This window comes from Synechococcus sp. CBW1107 (assembly GCF_015841355.1).
Taxonomy (GTDB): domain Bacteria; phylum Cyanobacteriota; class Cyanobacteriia; order PCC-6307; family Cyanobiaceae; genus Regnicoccus_A.
In genome coordinates this window covers 2,558,292-2,573,591 of record NZ_CP064908.1, presented here as the reverse complement: position 1 = coordinate 2,573,591, position 15,300 = coordinate 2,558,292, and the positions used below count along the sequence as shown (strand labels likewise).

At 66.6% G+C, this 15,300-nt stretch carries 14 protein-coding genes; 10 read left to right on the top strand and 4 right to left on the bottom strand.

Annotation, left to right across the window (positions count from 1 at the left end; all coding sequences use genetic code 11):
* Positions 1-19: 19 nt before the first annotated feature.
* Positions 20-766 carry a M15 family metallopeptidase gene (locus tag I1E95_RS13455; protein WP_197163018.1) on the top strand — a complete coding sequence of 249 codons (747 nt, stop codon included), beginning with the start codon at positions 20-22 and terminating at the stop codon, positions 764-766.
* On the opposite strand, the gene I1E95_RS13450 is transcribed toward I1E95_RS13455, so the two are convergent.
* Complete coding sequence (locus I1E95_RS13450) at positions 736-1,113, bottom strand: hypothetical protein (RefSeq protein WP_197163016.1); 378 nt, start codon at positions 1,111-1,113, stop codon at positions 736-738. The genes I1E95_RS13455 and I1E95_RS13450 overlap by 31 nt on opposite strands.
* Entirely contained in the window at positions 1,113-2,855 is a 1,743-nt protein-coding gene (gene sir / locus I1E95_RS13445; protein WP_197163014.1) for a sulfite reductase, ferredoxin dependent, read from the bottom strand. Before sir ends, I1E95_RS13450 begins: the two co-directional genes overlap by 1 nt.
* 199 nt (positions 2,856-3,054) lie before the next feature.
* Between sir and glyS the strand changes: the two genes are divergently transcribed.
* Positions 3,055-5,223, top strand: coding sequence for a glycine--tRNA ligase subunit beta (gene glyS, locus I1E95_RS13440; protein ID WP_197163012.1), 2,169 nt, complete (start codon positions 3,055-3,057; stop codon positions 5,221-5,223).
* Positions 5,224-5,250: 27 nt separating this feature from the next.
* Here glyS and chlP read toward each other — a convergent pair whose 3' ends face one another.
* Entirely contained in the window at positions 5,251-6,657 is a 1,407-nt protein-coding gene (chlP, locus tag I1E95_RS13435; RefSeq protein WP_197163010.1) for a geranylgeranyl reductase, read from the bottom strand.
* A 119-nt stretch (positions 6,658-6,776) separates the two neighbouring features.
* Between chlP and I1E95_RS13430 the strand changes: the two genes are divergently transcribed.
* From I1E95_RS13430 to ccsB, 7 genes are all read left to right on the top strand, one after another.
* Complete coding sequence (locus I1E95_RS13430; protein ID WP_197163008.1) at positions 6,777-7,523, top strand: M15 family metallopeptidase; 747 nt, start codon at positions 6,777-6,779, stop codon at positions 7,521-7,523.
* A gap of 162 nt (positions 7,524-7,685) precedes the next feature.
* Positions 7,686-9,491: a translational GTPase TypA gene (typA, locus tag I1E95_RS13425; protein WP_197163006.1), complete on the top strand. Its 1,806-nt coding sequence runs from the start codon at positions 7,686-7,688 to the stop codon at positions 9,489-9,491.
* A complete protein-coding gene (locus I1E95_RS13420; RefSeq protein WP_197163005.1) occupies positions 9,488-9,853 on the top strand; it encodes a DUF309 domain-containing protein in 366 nt (121 codons plus the stop codon). The genes typA and I1E95_RS13420 overlap by 4 nt, the downstream gene beginning before the upstream one ends.
* 116 nt (positions 9,854-9,969) lie before the next feature.
* A complete protein-coding gene (locus I1E95_RS13415; RefSeq protein ID WP_231594641.1) occupies positions 9,970-10,497 on the top strand; it encodes an LPS-assembly protein LptD in 528 nt (175 codons plus the stop codon).
* Positions 10,494-11,222, top strand: coding sequence for an LPS export ABC transporter ATP-binding protein (gene lptB, locus I1E95_RS13410; RefSeq protein ID WP_197163003.1), 729 nt, complete (start codon positions 10,494-10,496; stop codon positions 11,220-11,222). The genes I1E95_RS13415 and lptB overlap by 4 nt, the downstream gene beginning before the upstream one ends.
* A gap of 56 nt (positions 11,223-11,278) precedes the next feature.
* Positions 11,279-12,424 (top strand): LptF/LptG family permease, encoded by a 1,146-nt coding sequence (locus tag I1E95_RS13405; RefSeq protein ID WP_197167522.1) that lies wholly within the window; start codon positions 11,279-11,281, stop codon positions 12,422-12,424.
* A gap of 55 nt (positions 12,425-12,479) precedes the next feature.
* On the top strand, positions 12,480-13,388 hold the full coding sequence (gene ccsB, locus I1E95_RS13400) for a c-type cytochrome biogenesis protein CcsB (protein ID WP_197163001.1): 909 nt from the start codon (positions 12,480-12,482) through the stop codon (positions 13,386-13,388).
* 51 nt (positions 13,389-13,439) lie between these two features.
* On the opposite strand, the gene rpe is transcribed toward ccsB, so the two are convergent.
* Positions 13,440-14,123, bottom strand: a complete 684-nt coding sequence (rpe, locus tag I1E95_RS13395) for a ribulose-phosphate 3-epimerase (protein WP_197162999.1) — start codon at positions 14,121-14,123, stop codon at positions 13,440-13,442.
* A gap of 166 nt (positions 14,124-14,289) precedes the next feature.
* On the opposite strand from rpe, the gene glpX reads away from it, so the two are divergent.
* Positions 14,290-15,294 carry a class II fructose-bisphosphatase gene (gene glpX / locus I1E95_RS13390; RefSeq protein WP_197162998.1) on the top strand — a complete coding sequence of 335 codons (1,005 nt, stop codon included), beginning with the start codon at positions 14,290-14,292 and terminating at the stop codon, positions 15,292-15,294.
* Positions 15,295-15,300: the final 6 nt, after the last annotated feature.

The window sequence follows — 15,300 nt, the reverse complement described above, 5'->3', positions numbered from 1 at the left end:
GTCCCCGCCATCCCTGCGTGTGAGCCCCAGCCCGCTCAGACCCTGGAGTCCGATTCCCATCCACGACACGGCCGAACCGCTGATTCCCCTCCCCCTGGAGTTGATGCGCCTCGAGCCCCACCCCTACGCGTCACTGGGGGCGCCCTACGGCGAAGGCTGCAGCCCGTTCCAGCTGCGCAGCGGTGTGGTGGAACGGCTGCTGGTGGCCCAGGGCGAGCTGCAACGCCATCACAGCGACTGGCGCCTGGCGATCTTCGACGGCTGGCGGCCCGTGCGGGTGCAGCAGTTCATGGTGGATCACACGATCGCGAGCGAATGCCGCCGGCGTGGGGTGGACCGTCATCGGAACGGGCCCGAACTGGAAGCCGTGACGGCGGACGTGGGCCGCTTCTGGGCCCCCCCCAGCCTGGATCCAGCGACACCACCTCCCCACAGCACCGGAGGGGCCGTGGATCTGACCCTGGCGACCTCAGACGGCGAACCGCTCGATCTGGGCGGCGAGATCGATGCGATCGGAGCTGTCTCGGAGCCCGATCACTACGACCCGTCGAGGCGATCCGAACGCCTGGATGGCCACGGGGGGACAGGAGTGCTCGAGCTCCAGTGGCACCGGCGCCGCAGTCTGCTGCGCGAGGTGATGGCGGCTGCCGGATTCGCCCAGCACCCCAATGAATGGTGGCACTTCAGCCACGGGGATCAGCTCTGGGCCTGGCGGCAGGGAGCAGCCGCCGCGATCTATGGCGGCTGGGATCCCGGCAGGGGCTGACTCTGCAGCTCCCTCCAGATGCGGTCAGCTTCCTCCCGGCTGATCCGGTTCTCGTTGGCGCAGCGTTTCAGACTGGCCTCCCCCAGCTCCAGCTGCATCTGACGCAGACGTTGCAGCACCTCAGGGGGTTGATTCGCAAATTGCAGCAGCTGGTTCCGGTACGCCTTGAGCAGGTGCTCCCCCTTGCAGGTGTCACCATCGGGTTGATAGATCCTGACGGGAGTTTTCGGCGGTGGAGGCATCGTGCGGGCCGCGAGCGGTGGGCCCCAGGGGCTGATCGCCCCCAGGAGCAGGCTGGCAGTACCCACCAGCAGGGACGCAGGTCCGGTCCGCAGGAGAGGCGTCATCAGCTCTCGACGGGGAGCAGCGCCTGAATCCGCTCGGTGCCGAGGCCGGAGACGAACTGGCCGAAACTCTGACGGCCGCCCGTGTTCTTCCAGAGCAGCAGCAGTGGCTCCAGGGTGACCTCCAGCTCGGCCAGGGGCATGCGCTCCAGGTAGGGAACCGCCAGCTGGGTGAGGTTCGGCGTGCCGCCCAGCCAGAGCTGATACTGCTCCACGCCACTGCCCACCAGTCCGACTTCGGCCATGTAGGGCCTGGCGCAGCCATTCGGACAGCCCGTCATGCGCACCAGCAGTGGACGCTCGATGCCGAGCCGCCGCAGCAGAGTCTCCAGGCGTTCGAGCACAGCCGGCAGGATCCGCTCCGATTCGGTGATCGCCAGGCCGCAGGTGGGCAGCGCCGGACAGGCGATGGCGTGGCGCGACAGCAACGACGGCGCTTCCGGCGCCTCGAAGCCCAGGGCGGCCAGGGCCTCCTTCACGCTGCTGCGCTGGGAGGTGCCGATCGAGCAGAGCAGCAGGTCCTGGTTGGGAGTGAGCCGCACCTCCAGCTGGTAAGTCTCGACCAGGCGCCGCAGGCCGCGCTTGCGCTCACCCTCCAGACGGCCGCAGAGCAGGGGCAGGCCCACGAACCAGAGACCACGGTTCTGGCGGTGCCAACCCAGGTAGTCGTCCAGGCGAGGCTTGGGTTCCGGCCGCAGGGGCTTGATCGGTGCCTCGAGGTAACGGCCGAGTTCCTGTCGGAACCAGTCGACCCCGCGGTCGTGGATCAGATACTTCATGCGGGCATGGCGACGCTGCTCCCGGTCGCCGTGGTCGCGCTGGAGGGCCACGATGGCCTGCACCAGATCGAGCACATGCTCGGCCGCCACGTAGCCGAGGGGATCGGCGGTGCGGGCGAAGGTGTCCTCCTTGTTGTGGGTGCGGCCCATGCCACCGCCCACGTAGACGTTGCAGCCGCGCAGGCGTCCGGAGGGATCGGTGAAGGCCACCAAGCCGATGTCCTGGGTGAGCAGATCCACCGAGTTATCGCCCGGAACGGTGACGGCCACCTTGAACTTGCGGGGAAGGTAGGTGCCTCCGTAAAGCGGTTCATTGGGGTCCCCGCTGAATCCGGCCCCCTGAACCTGCCGCTGGCGGGCGCGCCTGACAGCCGCAGCGGGCTTGAAGCGGTAGCTGTGATCGCCATCCACCCAGAGATCCAGATACGACCCCTCGGCCGCCAGCGGGGCGATCAGGTCGGCGATCTCATCGGCCAGACGCCTGGCGGCGGGATAGCCCCCCTTCTCGAAGGGCGCGGCCGGGGCCATCACGTTGCGGTTGATGTCACCACAGGCCGCGAGGGTGGAGCCCATCGAGCGCACGATCGTGCCGATCACCTCACGGATGTCGGCCTTGGCGATGCCATGCATCTGGAAGGCCTGACGGGTGGTGAGCCGCAGGGTGCCGTTACCGAGGCGATCAGCGAGATCATCCATCGCCAGGTACAGAGGGACCGGAATGCGGCCAGCCGGGCTGCGCAGCCGCAGCATCATCTGCCAGTCCTTCTCCTGGCCCTTCTGGCGATTGTCGCGGTTGTCCTGCTGGTAACTGCCGTGGAATTTCAGGATCTGAACGGCCCCATCGGTGAAGAAGGGTCTGTCGTTCTCCAGTTCAGTGGCCAGGGGCTCCTTGAGGTAGTCGCTGGCGGCCTTCAGGCGCTCGAATTTGCTGGGTGGCTTGACGGCTGTGCCTGACCCTTCAGGCACTCCGCCGTTGACGGAGGGAGAGGATCGAGAGGCAGCGTCCACAGAATCGGTTTCAACCCTGGTGTGGCCGGACCCCGACGACTTGAGATGACGTTCGGGGGTGAGGGTCACGACAAAGGCACGAGCGTCTCTCGAAGGTAGCGAAGCAGGGTGAGGCTGACGGGCTTTCAATACAGTCGCAGGCTGCTGAGCTGTGCGAGTGGCCACGTTCCTGCTGGAAATCGGAACCGAAGAACTTCCGGCCGATTTCGCGCTCCTGGCCCTGCCTCAACTGGAGCGGCAGGTGCGACACGACCTGGCCGCCCAGCGCCTGCCCCATGGCCTGGTGGAGGCCACCAGCACCCCGCGGCGCCTGGTGGTGCGCGTCGCCGATCTGCCGCCGAGCCAAGAGGATCTGGCCGAAGAGCGCAAGGGCCCCCCGGGTGACCAGGCCTTTGTGGACGGGCAACCGGGCCAGGCCGCCATCGGTTTCGCCAAGCGCTGCGGCGTAGATCCGGCCAGCCTGGAGCTGCGGGACACCCCCAAGGGTCCGTTCGTCTTCGCCCGCATCCTGCAGCCGGGCCGCCCCAGCGAAGACGTGCTGGCCGAACGCATTCCGGTCTGGATCACGGCCCTGCAGGGACGACGCTTCATGCGTTGGGGCGAGGGGGACCTGCGCTTCAGCCGCCCCATCCGCTGGCTGGTGGCCCTGCTCGATCAACAGGTGATTCCCCTGGAGCTGGAGGGCAGTGATCCACTGATCAGCAGCGGCCGGATCAGCCGTGGTCACCGTCTCTCGGAGCAGAGCCTGGCCATTGCCGACGCCGGCCGCCACAGCGACCTGCTGGCCGAAGCCGGTGTGCTGGTGGAACGGCAGCAGCGGGCGGACTGGATCCGCCAGCAGGTGCTCGAGGCCGCCGGCGCCGCCCAGGCGCACCCTGATCTTCCCGAGGAGCTCTTCGAGGAACTGGTGGATCTGGTGGAGAGCCCCAGTCTGATCGAGGGGTCGGTGGAGCAGCGTTTCCTCGACCTGCCGCCGGAGGTCCTGAGCACGGTGATGCGCAGCCACCAGCGCTACGTGCCCCTGCGCCGCCTGGACGCGGTGGAGGATCCCCTCGCCCTCTCGGCCCAGGCCAGCCTCCTGCCTCGATTCCTCTGCATCGGCAACGGCCTGCCGGAGGCGGCCGCCACGGTGCGGCGGGGAAACGAGCGGGTGCTCAAGGCCCGCCTGGCTGATGCCGAGTTCTTTCTCGAGGCCGACCGCGCCGTCAGCTGCGAGCAGCGACGGCAGCGGCTCGCCAGCGTCACCTTTGCGGAAGGGCTCGGCAGCCTGCTCGACCGCAGTGATCGCCTGCTCTGGTTGAGTGAACTGCTCCTGCAGCATCTCCCGCTGACGCGGGAGCACCAGGAGGCGGCCCTGAGGGCCGCGCACCTGTGCAAGCACGATCTGGTCAGTCAGATGGTGGGGGAATTCCCGGAACTGCAAGGAGTGATGGGGGCCAAGTACGCCCTGGCAGAGGGAGAATCGAGGGACGTGGCCCTGGCTGTGCTCGAGCACTATCTGCCGCGGGGAGCCGGTGATCTGCCGCCGAGCTCCGACGCAGGCGCGGTGGTGGCCCTGGCCGAGCGGCTGGAGCTGCTGCTGAGCATCTATGCCAAGGGGGAGCGGCCCAGCGGCTCCTCGGATCCCTACGCCCTGCGCCGGGCGGGCAACGGCCTGTTGCAGATCCTCTGGGAGCGGGGCTGGTCTCCGGATCTGACCATGCTGCTGCAGCAGGCCAGCGCCCACTGGGCCGAGCTGTTGCCCGACCTGCGGCTCGATGCCCCCGCACTCGCGGGCGAGCTGGTGGAAGCTCTGCGCCAGCGCATGATCTCCCTGCTCGATGAGGAAGGCTTCGATGCCGACCTGGTCCAGGCCGTGGTCGGCGATGGGGTGCCCGCCGGGCGGCTGCTGGGCGATCCGATCGACGGGCGCAAGCGGGTGGCCCTGCTGGCCCAGCTCCGTGGTGACGGCCAGCTGGCACCGGTTCAGGCCGTGGTGCAGCGGGCGGCACGCCTGGCGGTGAAGGGAGACCTGCCGGCCGATGTGCTCAGCCCAGCGGATGTGGTGGACCCGGCCCTGTTCAGCTCCCCCAGCGAAGCCGGCATGTTGCAGGTGCTGCAGGAGCTGGAGCCGATCCTCTCGCTACCTGACGGCGAAAGCCGCTACCGCCAGCTGGCCAGCAAGTTGGCGGAGGGAGCCGAAGCCCTCTCCGCCTTCTTCGACGGCGCCAGCAGTGTGATGGTGATGTGCGACGACCCGGCCGTGCGCCGCAACCGGCTGAACCTGCTGGCGGTGTTGCGCAATCAGGCCGGCGTGCTGGCCGATTTCAGCCAGCTCAGCGGCTGAGGGGCCGGGCGGGACCGGCCACCCGCCTCAGCCCTTGGCCGCCAGCACGGGTTCCCGCTCCTGGCTCTGCTGAGGGTCGGCAACCACGGACATGGCCTTGGGCTCCCGCCTGGCTTTGCCCACGCCCTGCTGCTGCTCCGCTTCCTGGGCCAGGGTGGCCAGCCAGGCTTCCATTTCCTCGGGGCTGCGGACCACGCTGGGCACAGGCTTGTACGACTGAGGTGCCAGGGCATTGCCGCGCAGCACGGCACCGAGGGTGAGCAGAGTGAGCTTGATCTGCTGCCAGGGATTCATCATCACCACCCGCTTGTAGAGATAGCTGTCGAAGGTGAGACGCTGCACGTCCTTGTCGTCGCACATCTCGACGAAGGCTTCGCGGGCCGCGTCGTTGCGATAGAAGATGTTCTGAAGGATCTCCAGCACCTTGTAGGTGGCGCCGTACTGCTTGTCCCACTTGCGGATGTAGACCTTGAGATCCGCTTCCGTGGGGATCTTCGCTCCGGATGCACTGGCGGCAACGATCTGCTCGGCGCACATGCGGCCGCTCTTGGCAGCGAAGTAGATCCCCTCTCCTGAACTCTTGGTGACATAGCCAGCGGCATCCCCCACCAGGGCCATGCGTCCCACGACACGACGGGGCCTGGGATGCTCGGGAATCGGGTGCGCTTCAACCTTGATCACCTCGCCGCGCAGCAGCCTGGCACTTGCCCGCCTGCGGATGCCCTTCTGCAGGCTCTTGATCAGCGCCTGGTTCTTCTGCATCGTTCCGGTCCCCACGGCGACATGGTCGTACTTGGGGAAGACCCAGGCATAGAAGTCGGGGGAGACGTCGGTGCCGACATACATCTCGGCGAGATCCTCGTAGTAGCTCATCTCCTCCTTGGGCAGGCGGATGCGCTCCTGGAAGGCGATGGCCACGTTGTAGTCACCAGCGTCCATGGCCTTGGCCACGCGGCTGTTGGCACCATCGGCACCCACGATCAGATCGACTTCGAGGCTCTTGATCTCGCCGGTGGGGCCACCGCCTGAGTAGTCGGCGTAGTGGAGGGTGTAGGGACCCTGGCGGGCCGAACCGGTGTCGATCGACTGAACCAGTCCATTGATCAGATGGGCGCCGAGCTCAGCGGCGCGATTGCGCAGGAATCCATCAAGGATCTCCCGGCGACACATGCCAATGTATTCGTTCTCGTTTTCAAGATGAATATCTACCTCACGATTGGAGGGGGAGATCATGCGCATGTTGCGAACCTTGCGGTCGATGATCGACTCGGGCAGATCGAATTCTTCGACCATGCAGAGTGGAATGGCACCACCACAAGGCTTGGCATTGTCAAGCTTTCGCTCGAAGAGCCAGGTTTCTATTCCTGCTTTTGCTAGCACTTCGGCTGCGCAGGAACCGCTCGGGCCGCCACCCACCACTGCGACTCGCAACATCTTGAAACCTGCTCCGCTGGAATGATCCTTGGGCGCGAAGCTAACACCCACGCCCAGCTCGATGTTGATCAGGCCAGGGCTGACATCTACGATTGTGACGAAGTTTGTTACGAGGTTGCGTGCCACCGCGAAGGCCGCCGCGCCTGAAGCGCGGCGAACAGCGCGAGGACCTGCCGGTGGCACGCCGCTCCCTGCCCGAGGGCCGTCGCCGCAGGGGCCTGCTCAAGCCGGTGGCCACCACGACCGCGGTCCTGCTGGTGCTGGCGGCCGGGGGGGTGCTGCTGTTCCTTCAGCCCCTGAGACGCTGGCTGGCTCCCCCACCGGTACCTGGTCTTGAGGCGCGCCAGACCCTCGACGGTCGCCTGCTGGGTCACTTCCCGTACCCCGAAGCGGCCGCTGGCAACCTGAAGGCGGTGGCCCCCGGCCTGAAACTTCGGCCTGAGGCCGCCGATGCCCTGCTGGCCATGCAGCGCTCCGCCAGCGCCGATGGCGTCGACCTGCGTCTGCTGAGCGCCTTTCGCTCGATCGAGCTGCAGAAGGGGCTCTTCTTCGATGTCAAAGCCGAGCGGAACCAGAGCGCCCAGGAGCGGGCCCAGGTGAGCGCTCCACCCGGCTTTTCAGAGCACAGCACCGGCTATGCGGTCGATCTGGGCGATGGTGCCAGCCCCCAGAGCAATCTGAGTGAGGGGTTCGACCGCACCGCCGCCTTCCGCTGGCTCGAGGCCAATGCCAACCGCTTCCACTTCCAGCTGTCCTTTCCAAGGGGCAACAGCCAGGGGGTGAGCTACGAGCCCTGGCACTGGCGCTACGAGGGATCCCTGGAAGCCCTGCGCCTGTTCGAACCAGTCCGGCAACTGGGGCGTTGATCAGGCCCGTTGGCCTGAATCATGACGCTGACTGGTCGGGATCCGGGGTCTGGACGTCCCTTAACCGATTCAGCCCGAGCCTTCCAGGTGGTGCTGGGATAAGGTGATGGATTGTTGCAACCGTCTCGGTTGCTGCCGACAAGATTAAGCGAGAGATCCCGTATGAGCGCCAATCAGAGCGCACCGATCCGCAACATCGCGATCATTGCCCACGTGGACCACGGCAAGACCACTCTGGTGGATGCCCTGCTTCAGCAATCGGGCATTTTCCGCGAAGGGGAGGCCGTGCCCACCTGCGTCATGGACTCCAACGACCTGGAGCGCGAGCGCGGCATCACGATTCTCTCCAAGAACACGGCGGTCACCTACGCCGGCACCCGCATCAACATCGTCGACACCCCTGGCCACGCCGATTTCGGCGGTGAAGTGGAGCGGGTGCTCGGCATGGTGGACGGGGCGCTGCTGATCGTCGACGCCAACGAGGGGCCGATGCCCCAGACCCGCTTCGTGCTCAAGAAGGCCCTCGAGCAGGGACTGCGGCCGATCGTGTTCGTCAACAAGATCGACCGGGCCCGGGTGGACCCTGAGCAGGCCGTCGACAAGGTGCTCGACCTCTTCCTCGAGCTGGGCGCCGACGACGACCAGTGCGACTTCCCCTATCTCTTCGGCAGCGGCATGGGCGGTTACGCCAAGCCCGACATGGCCACCGAGAGCGACACCATGAAGCCGCTCTTCGACGCCATCCTGCGCCACGTGCCACCGCCGGTGGGAGATCCCGCAAAGCCGCTGCAGCTGCAGGTCACCACGCTCGACTACTCCGATTTTCTCGGGCGGATCATGATCGGGCGGGTCCACAACGGAACGATCAAGGCTGGGCAGCCGGCCGCCCTCATCCGCGACGACGGCAGCATCAAGCGCGGGCGGATCAGCAAGCTGCTGGGCTTCGAAGGCCTCGCCCGGGTGGAGATCGCCGAGGCCCGCGCCGGTGATCTGGTGGCCGTGGCCGGTTTCGATGAGGTGAACATCGGTGAGACCATCGCCTGCCCTGATCACCCCGAAGCCCTGCCGCTGATCCGGGTGGATGAACCCACCCTGCAGATGACCTTCGTGGTCAACGATTCCCCCTTCGCTGGCAAGGAAGGAAAGTTCGTCACCAGCCGCCAGCTACGTGACCGCCTGCAGAAGGAGCTGCTCACCAACGTGGCTCTGCGGGTGGAGGACACCGATTCCCCGGACCGCTTCGCCGTGAGTGGGCGTGGTGAACTCCACCTGGGCATCCTGATCGAGACGATGCGGCGTGAAGGCTTCGAATTCCAGGTGTCGCAGCCCCAGGTGATCTTCCGCACGATCGATGGCACTCCCTGCGAGCCGGTGGAGACCCTGGTGATGGATGTCCCCGAGGACGCCGTCGGCAGCTGCATCGAGAAGCTGGGCATGCGCAAGGGCGAGATGCAGAACATGGAGACCGGCAGTGATGGCCGAACCCAGCTGGAGTTCGTCGTTCCGGCTCGGGGCCTGATCGGCTTCCGCGGCGAGTTCGTGCGGGCCACCCGGGGCGAGGGGATCATGAGCCATTCCTTCTTCGAGTACCGGCCGATGCAGGGCGATTTCGATGCGCGCCGCAATGGCGTGCTGATCGCCTACGAGGAAGGCACTGCCACCTTCTATGCCCTGAAGGGGGCCGAAGACCGGGGCCAGTTCTTCATCACCCCTGGCACCAAGGTGTACAAGGGCATGATCGTCGGCGAGCACAACCGTCCGCCCGACCTTGAACTCAACGTCTGCAAGGCCAAGCAGGTCACCAACATCCGCTCCGCCGGTGCCGAGGTGCTCGACACCCTTCAGTCACCGATCCAGATGACCCTGGAGAGGGCACTGGAATACATCGGCCCCGACGAAATGCTGGAGGTGACGCCGGAATCGATCCGGCTGCGCAAGCTGCCGGCGAAGAAGCCCGCCAAGCGTTGAGCGAGGCTCTCGAGGACGATCCCCGCTTCCGACAGGCGGTCGATCTCTTCAACGCCGGTCAGTGGTACGCCTGCCACGACGGGCTCGAGGAGCTGTGGCATGAAACCCTGGGTCCGGATCGGACCGTGCTCCAGGGGGTGCTGCAGATCGCCGTGGCCCACCTCCATCTGGAGCGGGGCAACCAGCGGGGCGCCACTGTCCTGCTGGGGGAAGGGGTAGGCCGTCTGGCCCGCTGCGGTCCAGAGGCCCTCGGCCTCGACCTCGACCACCTGCGCCAGACCAGCTCCGCCCGCCTGCGCTGCCTGCAGGCAGGCGATGATCCATCAGGACTGCCCCTTCCCGGCCTGCGGCCGCAGGCCTGAGCGTCCGCCCGGGCGCTGGGCTTCCTGCATCGGCCCGTAGATTGCCTGACCAGACCGGGTTCAAGACCCATCACTGCCTCCGAGATGTGAGCACTGTCCAGGTGAGCCCCGTCGAGATGTCCGAACCACCCCTGTGGCCTAGGCGAAATCCGGTGCTGCCGGCCCTGGCAGCCCTGCTCCTGATGCTGGCTGCAGCGGCCAACGGCCGTGCCCAGACGATCCAGCCCGGTGATCAGGTGGGTCCGGCTGCGGATCAGGTGCCGGCAGCTCCGGCAACCCCTCCCGCCACCGGCCAGGTCACGATCGAATCCGACCGCCAGCAGGCCGATAACGTCACCGGCATCATCACCGCCTCGGGCAACGTCCGGATCGTTTATCCCGACCGCCGGGTGGTGGCCACCTCCCGCCAGGCTCAGTACTTCACCCGGGAGGGGATGATCATTCTCAGCGGGGATGTGGATGTGATCCAGGACGATGGCAACCTGTTGAGGGCCGACCGGGTCACCTACATGGTGGAGCAGGAGCGGGCCCTGGCCCAGCCCCTGGAAGGGCAGCAGGTGTTCAGCAAACTTTTGATCCAGACCGCACCCCAGGTTCAGCCGCCGGGAGCCCAACCCCAGCCCATCACGCCGCCGCTTCGATGAGTCTCTCCCTGGAGAGCGTGACTCTGAGCCTGGGCGGCCGTCCCCTGGTGAAGGAGGTGAGCCTGGCGCTGGAACCCGGAGAAGTGGTGGGTCTGCTGGGACCCAACGGTGCAGGCAAGACCACCACCTTCAACCTGGTCACGGGTCTGCTCAGGCCCGACAGGGGTCAGGTGCTTCTGGACGGCCACCGGGTCGAGGGCCTGCCGATGCCCAAACGGGCGCGGCTGGGCATCGGCTACCTGCCTCAGGAGGCCAGTGTGTTCCGCCAGCTCACGGCCCGCGAGAACCTGCAGCTGGCCCTGCAGCAGAGCGGGACTCCGCTGCGGATGCGCCGACAGCGGTTGGAGGAGCTGATCGAGGAGTTTCATCTCAGCCGGTTTCAGCACCGCCGGGGCTTCCAGCTCTCAGGTGGAGAGCGCCGACGCTGTGAAGTGGCTCGGGCCCTGGCCGTGGGCAGCAACGGGCCTCGTTATCTTCTGCTGGATGAACCCTTCGCGGGTGTCGATCCCCTGGCGGTGGCCGATCTGCAGGCTCTGATCGGCAGCCTGCGCCAGCGGGGCATGGGCCTGCTGATCACCGACCACAACGTTCGCGAGACGCTGGCCATCACCGATCGCGCCTACATCCTCACCGAGGGAAGCATTCTCGCCTCGGGCCCCTCCTCGGAGGTGGCCGGCGACCCCCTGGTGAGACGTCACTATCTGGGCGAGGGATTTCAGTTGTGAGCGCGTCCACCAAGACACAGACCAGGCCGGCGGTTCAACGGCTGCTCAGGCCGTTCATGGTCTCCTGGCAGCGGCTGCCCCTGATGGATCGCTGGCTCACCAACGAGCTGATGGGTCCGCTCCTGTTCGGTATCGCTGCCTTCACGGCGGTCTCACTTTCGGTGGGAGTGGTCTTCGAGCTGGTGCGTCGAGTGGCCGAATCAGGTCTGCCGCTGCTCACGGCCCTGCAGGTGCTCGGCCTGCGGATGCCCGGTTTCCTGGTGCTGTCCTTCCCGATGGCCACCTTGATGGCCACCCTGCTGGCCTACAGCACCCTCTCGAGCAACAGCGAACTGATCGCCCTGCGCAGCGTGGGGGTGAGCACCTGGCGCATGGTGCTGCCGGCTTTGGTCGTTGCGGTGCTGATGAGCCTGCTCACCTTCGTGTTCAACGACCTGATCGTTCCCAGCGCCAACCTTGAGGCGACCAACACGTTGAATCAGGCCCTGGGCAAGGCGATCGCGGCGGAGAAGGGCAGCAACATCATTTATTCCCGCTTCAGCCGTCGCCCCAGCAAGCTGGATGAGACCGGCAGCGAACGTTACCTCTCCCAGCTGTTTTACTCACGGCAATTCAAGGATGGAGAGATGGAGGAAGTCACGGTCCTCGATTTCAGCCGTCCCAGCGGAACCCAGATCCTCAAGGCGAAAAAGGGCACCTGGAACGATGAGGCGGGGATGTGGGAATTCCGCGACGGGCAGATCGTGCTGGTGGGCGACAACGAAACCACCACCTCAGCCAAGTTCGATCGTTATCTCTACCCGCTCGATCAGGGGCCCCTCAAGCTGGCGGCCCTGCCCAAGGATGCGGCCAGCATGTCGGTGTCGGAGGCGCTGCGTGCTGAGATTCTGCTGCGGGAAGCAGGGGATCAGAAGGAGGCAAGGCGGTTGAGGGTGCGCATCCAGGAGAAGTTCGCCTTCCCGGCCATCTGCCTGGTGTTCGGCCTGATCGGCAGCAGCCTCGGGGTCAGGCCCGATGCCCGCACGAGCCGCAGCCAGGGGTTCGGCATCAGCGTGCTGCTGATCTTCTCCTATTACCTGATGTCGTTCATCTTCAGCTCGCTGGGGGTGAAAGGCACGCTCGGCCCACTGCTGGCGGCCTGGTCTCCGGTGCTGATCGGCTTGATGCTCGGGCTGCTCCTGTTACGCCAGGCCAGCCGCTGAGCCGGGCCTGCAGGCAGACTGGTCGGCAGATCCGCCCCGCCCAGAGCGAGCTTCTGTGAACGATCCGGTTCTCTCCCTTGGCCTGCTGGCCTTCGCGCTGCTGCTGGTGGCGCTGCCCCTGGCCTTCTGGAGCCTCAGCGGCGGCCGCTCCAGCAGTCCGGTCCGTCTGTTGGTGGCGGCCGCCAATCTGAGCCTCACGGCTCAGCTCACCCTGCGCTGGTGGGACTCCGGTCACTTCCCGATCAGCAATCTCTACGAATCCCTCTGCTTCCTGGCCTGGGCCTGCACCCTCACCCAGCTGCTGGTGGAGCGATCCTGGGCCAGTCCGCTGGTGCCGGCCGCGGCCACCCCCATGGGCCTGGGCTGCCTCGCCTTCGCCAGCTTCGCCCTGCCCGACCGGCTGCAGGAGGCCTCCCCCCTGGTGCCGGCTCTGCGCTCCAGCTGGCTGGTGATGCACGTCAGCGTGATCATGGTGAGCTACGCCGCTCTCCTGGTGGGATCGCTGCTCTCTGTGGCGGTGCTCGTCACCGATCGCGGCCAGGACCTGCAACTGCGCAGCAGCTCCATCGGCAGCGGCGGCTATCGCCAGGCGAAGCTCGCCGTTGATGCGGGCGAGCTGCGCCTGAGCAGCGTCTCGATCGGGGTGAGCGAGCAACTCGACAGCCTCAGCTACCGCACGATCACCGTGGGCTTCCTGCTGCTCTCGGTGGGCCTGGTCAGCGGAGCCGTGTGGGCAAATGAAGCATGGGGCAGCTGGTGGAGCTGGGATCCCAAGGAGACCTGGGCCCTGATCTGCTGGCTGGTCTACGCCGCCTATCTGCACAGCCGGCTGAGCCGGGGCTGGCAGGGACGCCGACCGGCCATGGTGGCGGCCGCCGGCCTGGTGGTGATCGTCGTCTGCTACATCGGCGTCAACCTTCTGGGCATCGGCCTGCACAGCTACGGCTGGTTCCTGGGCGCCTGACGGGAAGCCGGGCCGAAGCCCGGTCCCCGTTCCGGAGTGCCGAACCCCTGCTCAGACCAGCACGGCCTCAGGCCGGCGGCTGTGGCGGATCCCCTCGATCGCCGCTCGGTAGTCGGGAGCATTGAACACGGCCGAACCAGCCACGATCGCGTTGGCGCCAGCTTCCACCACCTGCCAGGTGTTGTTGGCCTTGAGGCCCCCGTCCACCTCGATCCAGGGATCGAGTCCGCGCTCGTCGCACATCCGGCGCAGGCGGCGCACCTTCTCCACCGCCGAGGGGATGAAGCTCTGGCCGCCGAAGCCGGGGTTGACGCTCATGATCAGCACCAGATCACAGAGCTCGAGGCAGTATTCGAGGGTTTCCAGCGGAGTGCCGGGGTTGAGCACCGCTCCGGCCTTCTTGCCGAGGTCCCTGATCTGACCCAGGTTGCGGTGGAGGTGCGGGCAGGCTTCCACCTGCACATAGATGTGATCGGCGCCGGCCTTGGCGAAATCCCCCACATAGCGCTCGGGCTCCACGATCATGAGGTGGACATCGAGGGGCTTGCTGGTGACGGGGCGGAGGGCCTCGACGATCAGCGGGCCGATGGTGATGTTGGGAACGAATCGGCCATCCATGACGTCGACATGGATCCAGTCGGCTCCAGCCTCGTCTACGGCCCTCACCTCGTCACCGAGGCGGGCAAAATCAGCGGAAAGGATCGACGGGGCGATCACCAGAGGCTTCGTGCTCATGGTTGGGGCCACCGGGGGCGAGGGAGCCCATGGATTGTAGGAACGCGTGGAGAGGGGTCTCGCGAGGCGCTGATACAGTGACGCCCGCTTCTTGTCGGAAAGACCTTGCCGCAGCTGGTCTGCCTGTCTTTCTGCTGACGCCTTCTCTCCCCCCTGCCGGACCGTCGTGGATCGCACCCTCATTCAGGAACTGCTCGAAGTCGTTGAGCAGGCCGCCATCGCCTCCGCCCACCTCACCGGACTCGGGAAGAAAGATGAGGCCGATGCCGCCGCCGTCGAGGCGATGCGCACCCGCATGGGCTCCATCGCCATGCAGGGCCGGATCGTGATCGGCGAGGGTGAGCGGGATGAGGCCCCGATGCTCTACATCGGCGAGGAAGTGGGCAGCGGCACAGGCCCCGGTGTCGATTTCGCCGTGGATCCCTGCGAAGGCACCAATCTCTGCGCCAACGCCCAGGACGGCTCGATGGCGGTGCTCGCCGCCTCGGACCGCGGCGGACTCTTCAACGCCCCCGACTTCTACATGAAGAAGCTGGCCGCGCCCCCGGCCGCCAAGGGCAAGGTGGACATCCGCAAGAGCGCCACCGAGAACATCGCCATCCTGAGCGAGTGCCTGGGCATGCCCGCCAGCGACCTGGTGATCGTTGTGATGGACCGCGCCCGCCACAAGGATCTGATCGCCGAGATCCGGGCCACCGGCGCCCGGGTGAAGCCGATCAGTGACGGGGACGTGCAGGCAGCGATCGCCTGCGGTTTCGCCGGCACCGGCACCCACTGCCTGATGGGCATCGGCGCCGCCCCCGAGGGGGTGATCTCCGCGGCGGCGCTGCGCTGCCTCGGCGGCCACTTCCAGGGACAGCTGGTGTATGACCCCGCCATCGCCCAGACCAGCGAGTGGGCCGACTACACCAAGGAAGGCAACATCGAGCGGCTGAACTCGATGGGCATCACCGACATCGACAAGGTCTATGAAGCCGAGGAGCTCGCTTCCGGTGAGAACGTTGTCTTCGCCGGCAGCGGGATCACCCCGGGCCTGCTGTTCAAGGGTGTGGTGTTCGAGCGAGACTGCACCCGCACCAGCAGCCTGATCATCAGCTCCCTCGACACCACGGCCCGCTTCACCGACACGATCCACATCAAGCCCGGCGCCAAGAGCGTCGCCCTGCGCTGAGCACCC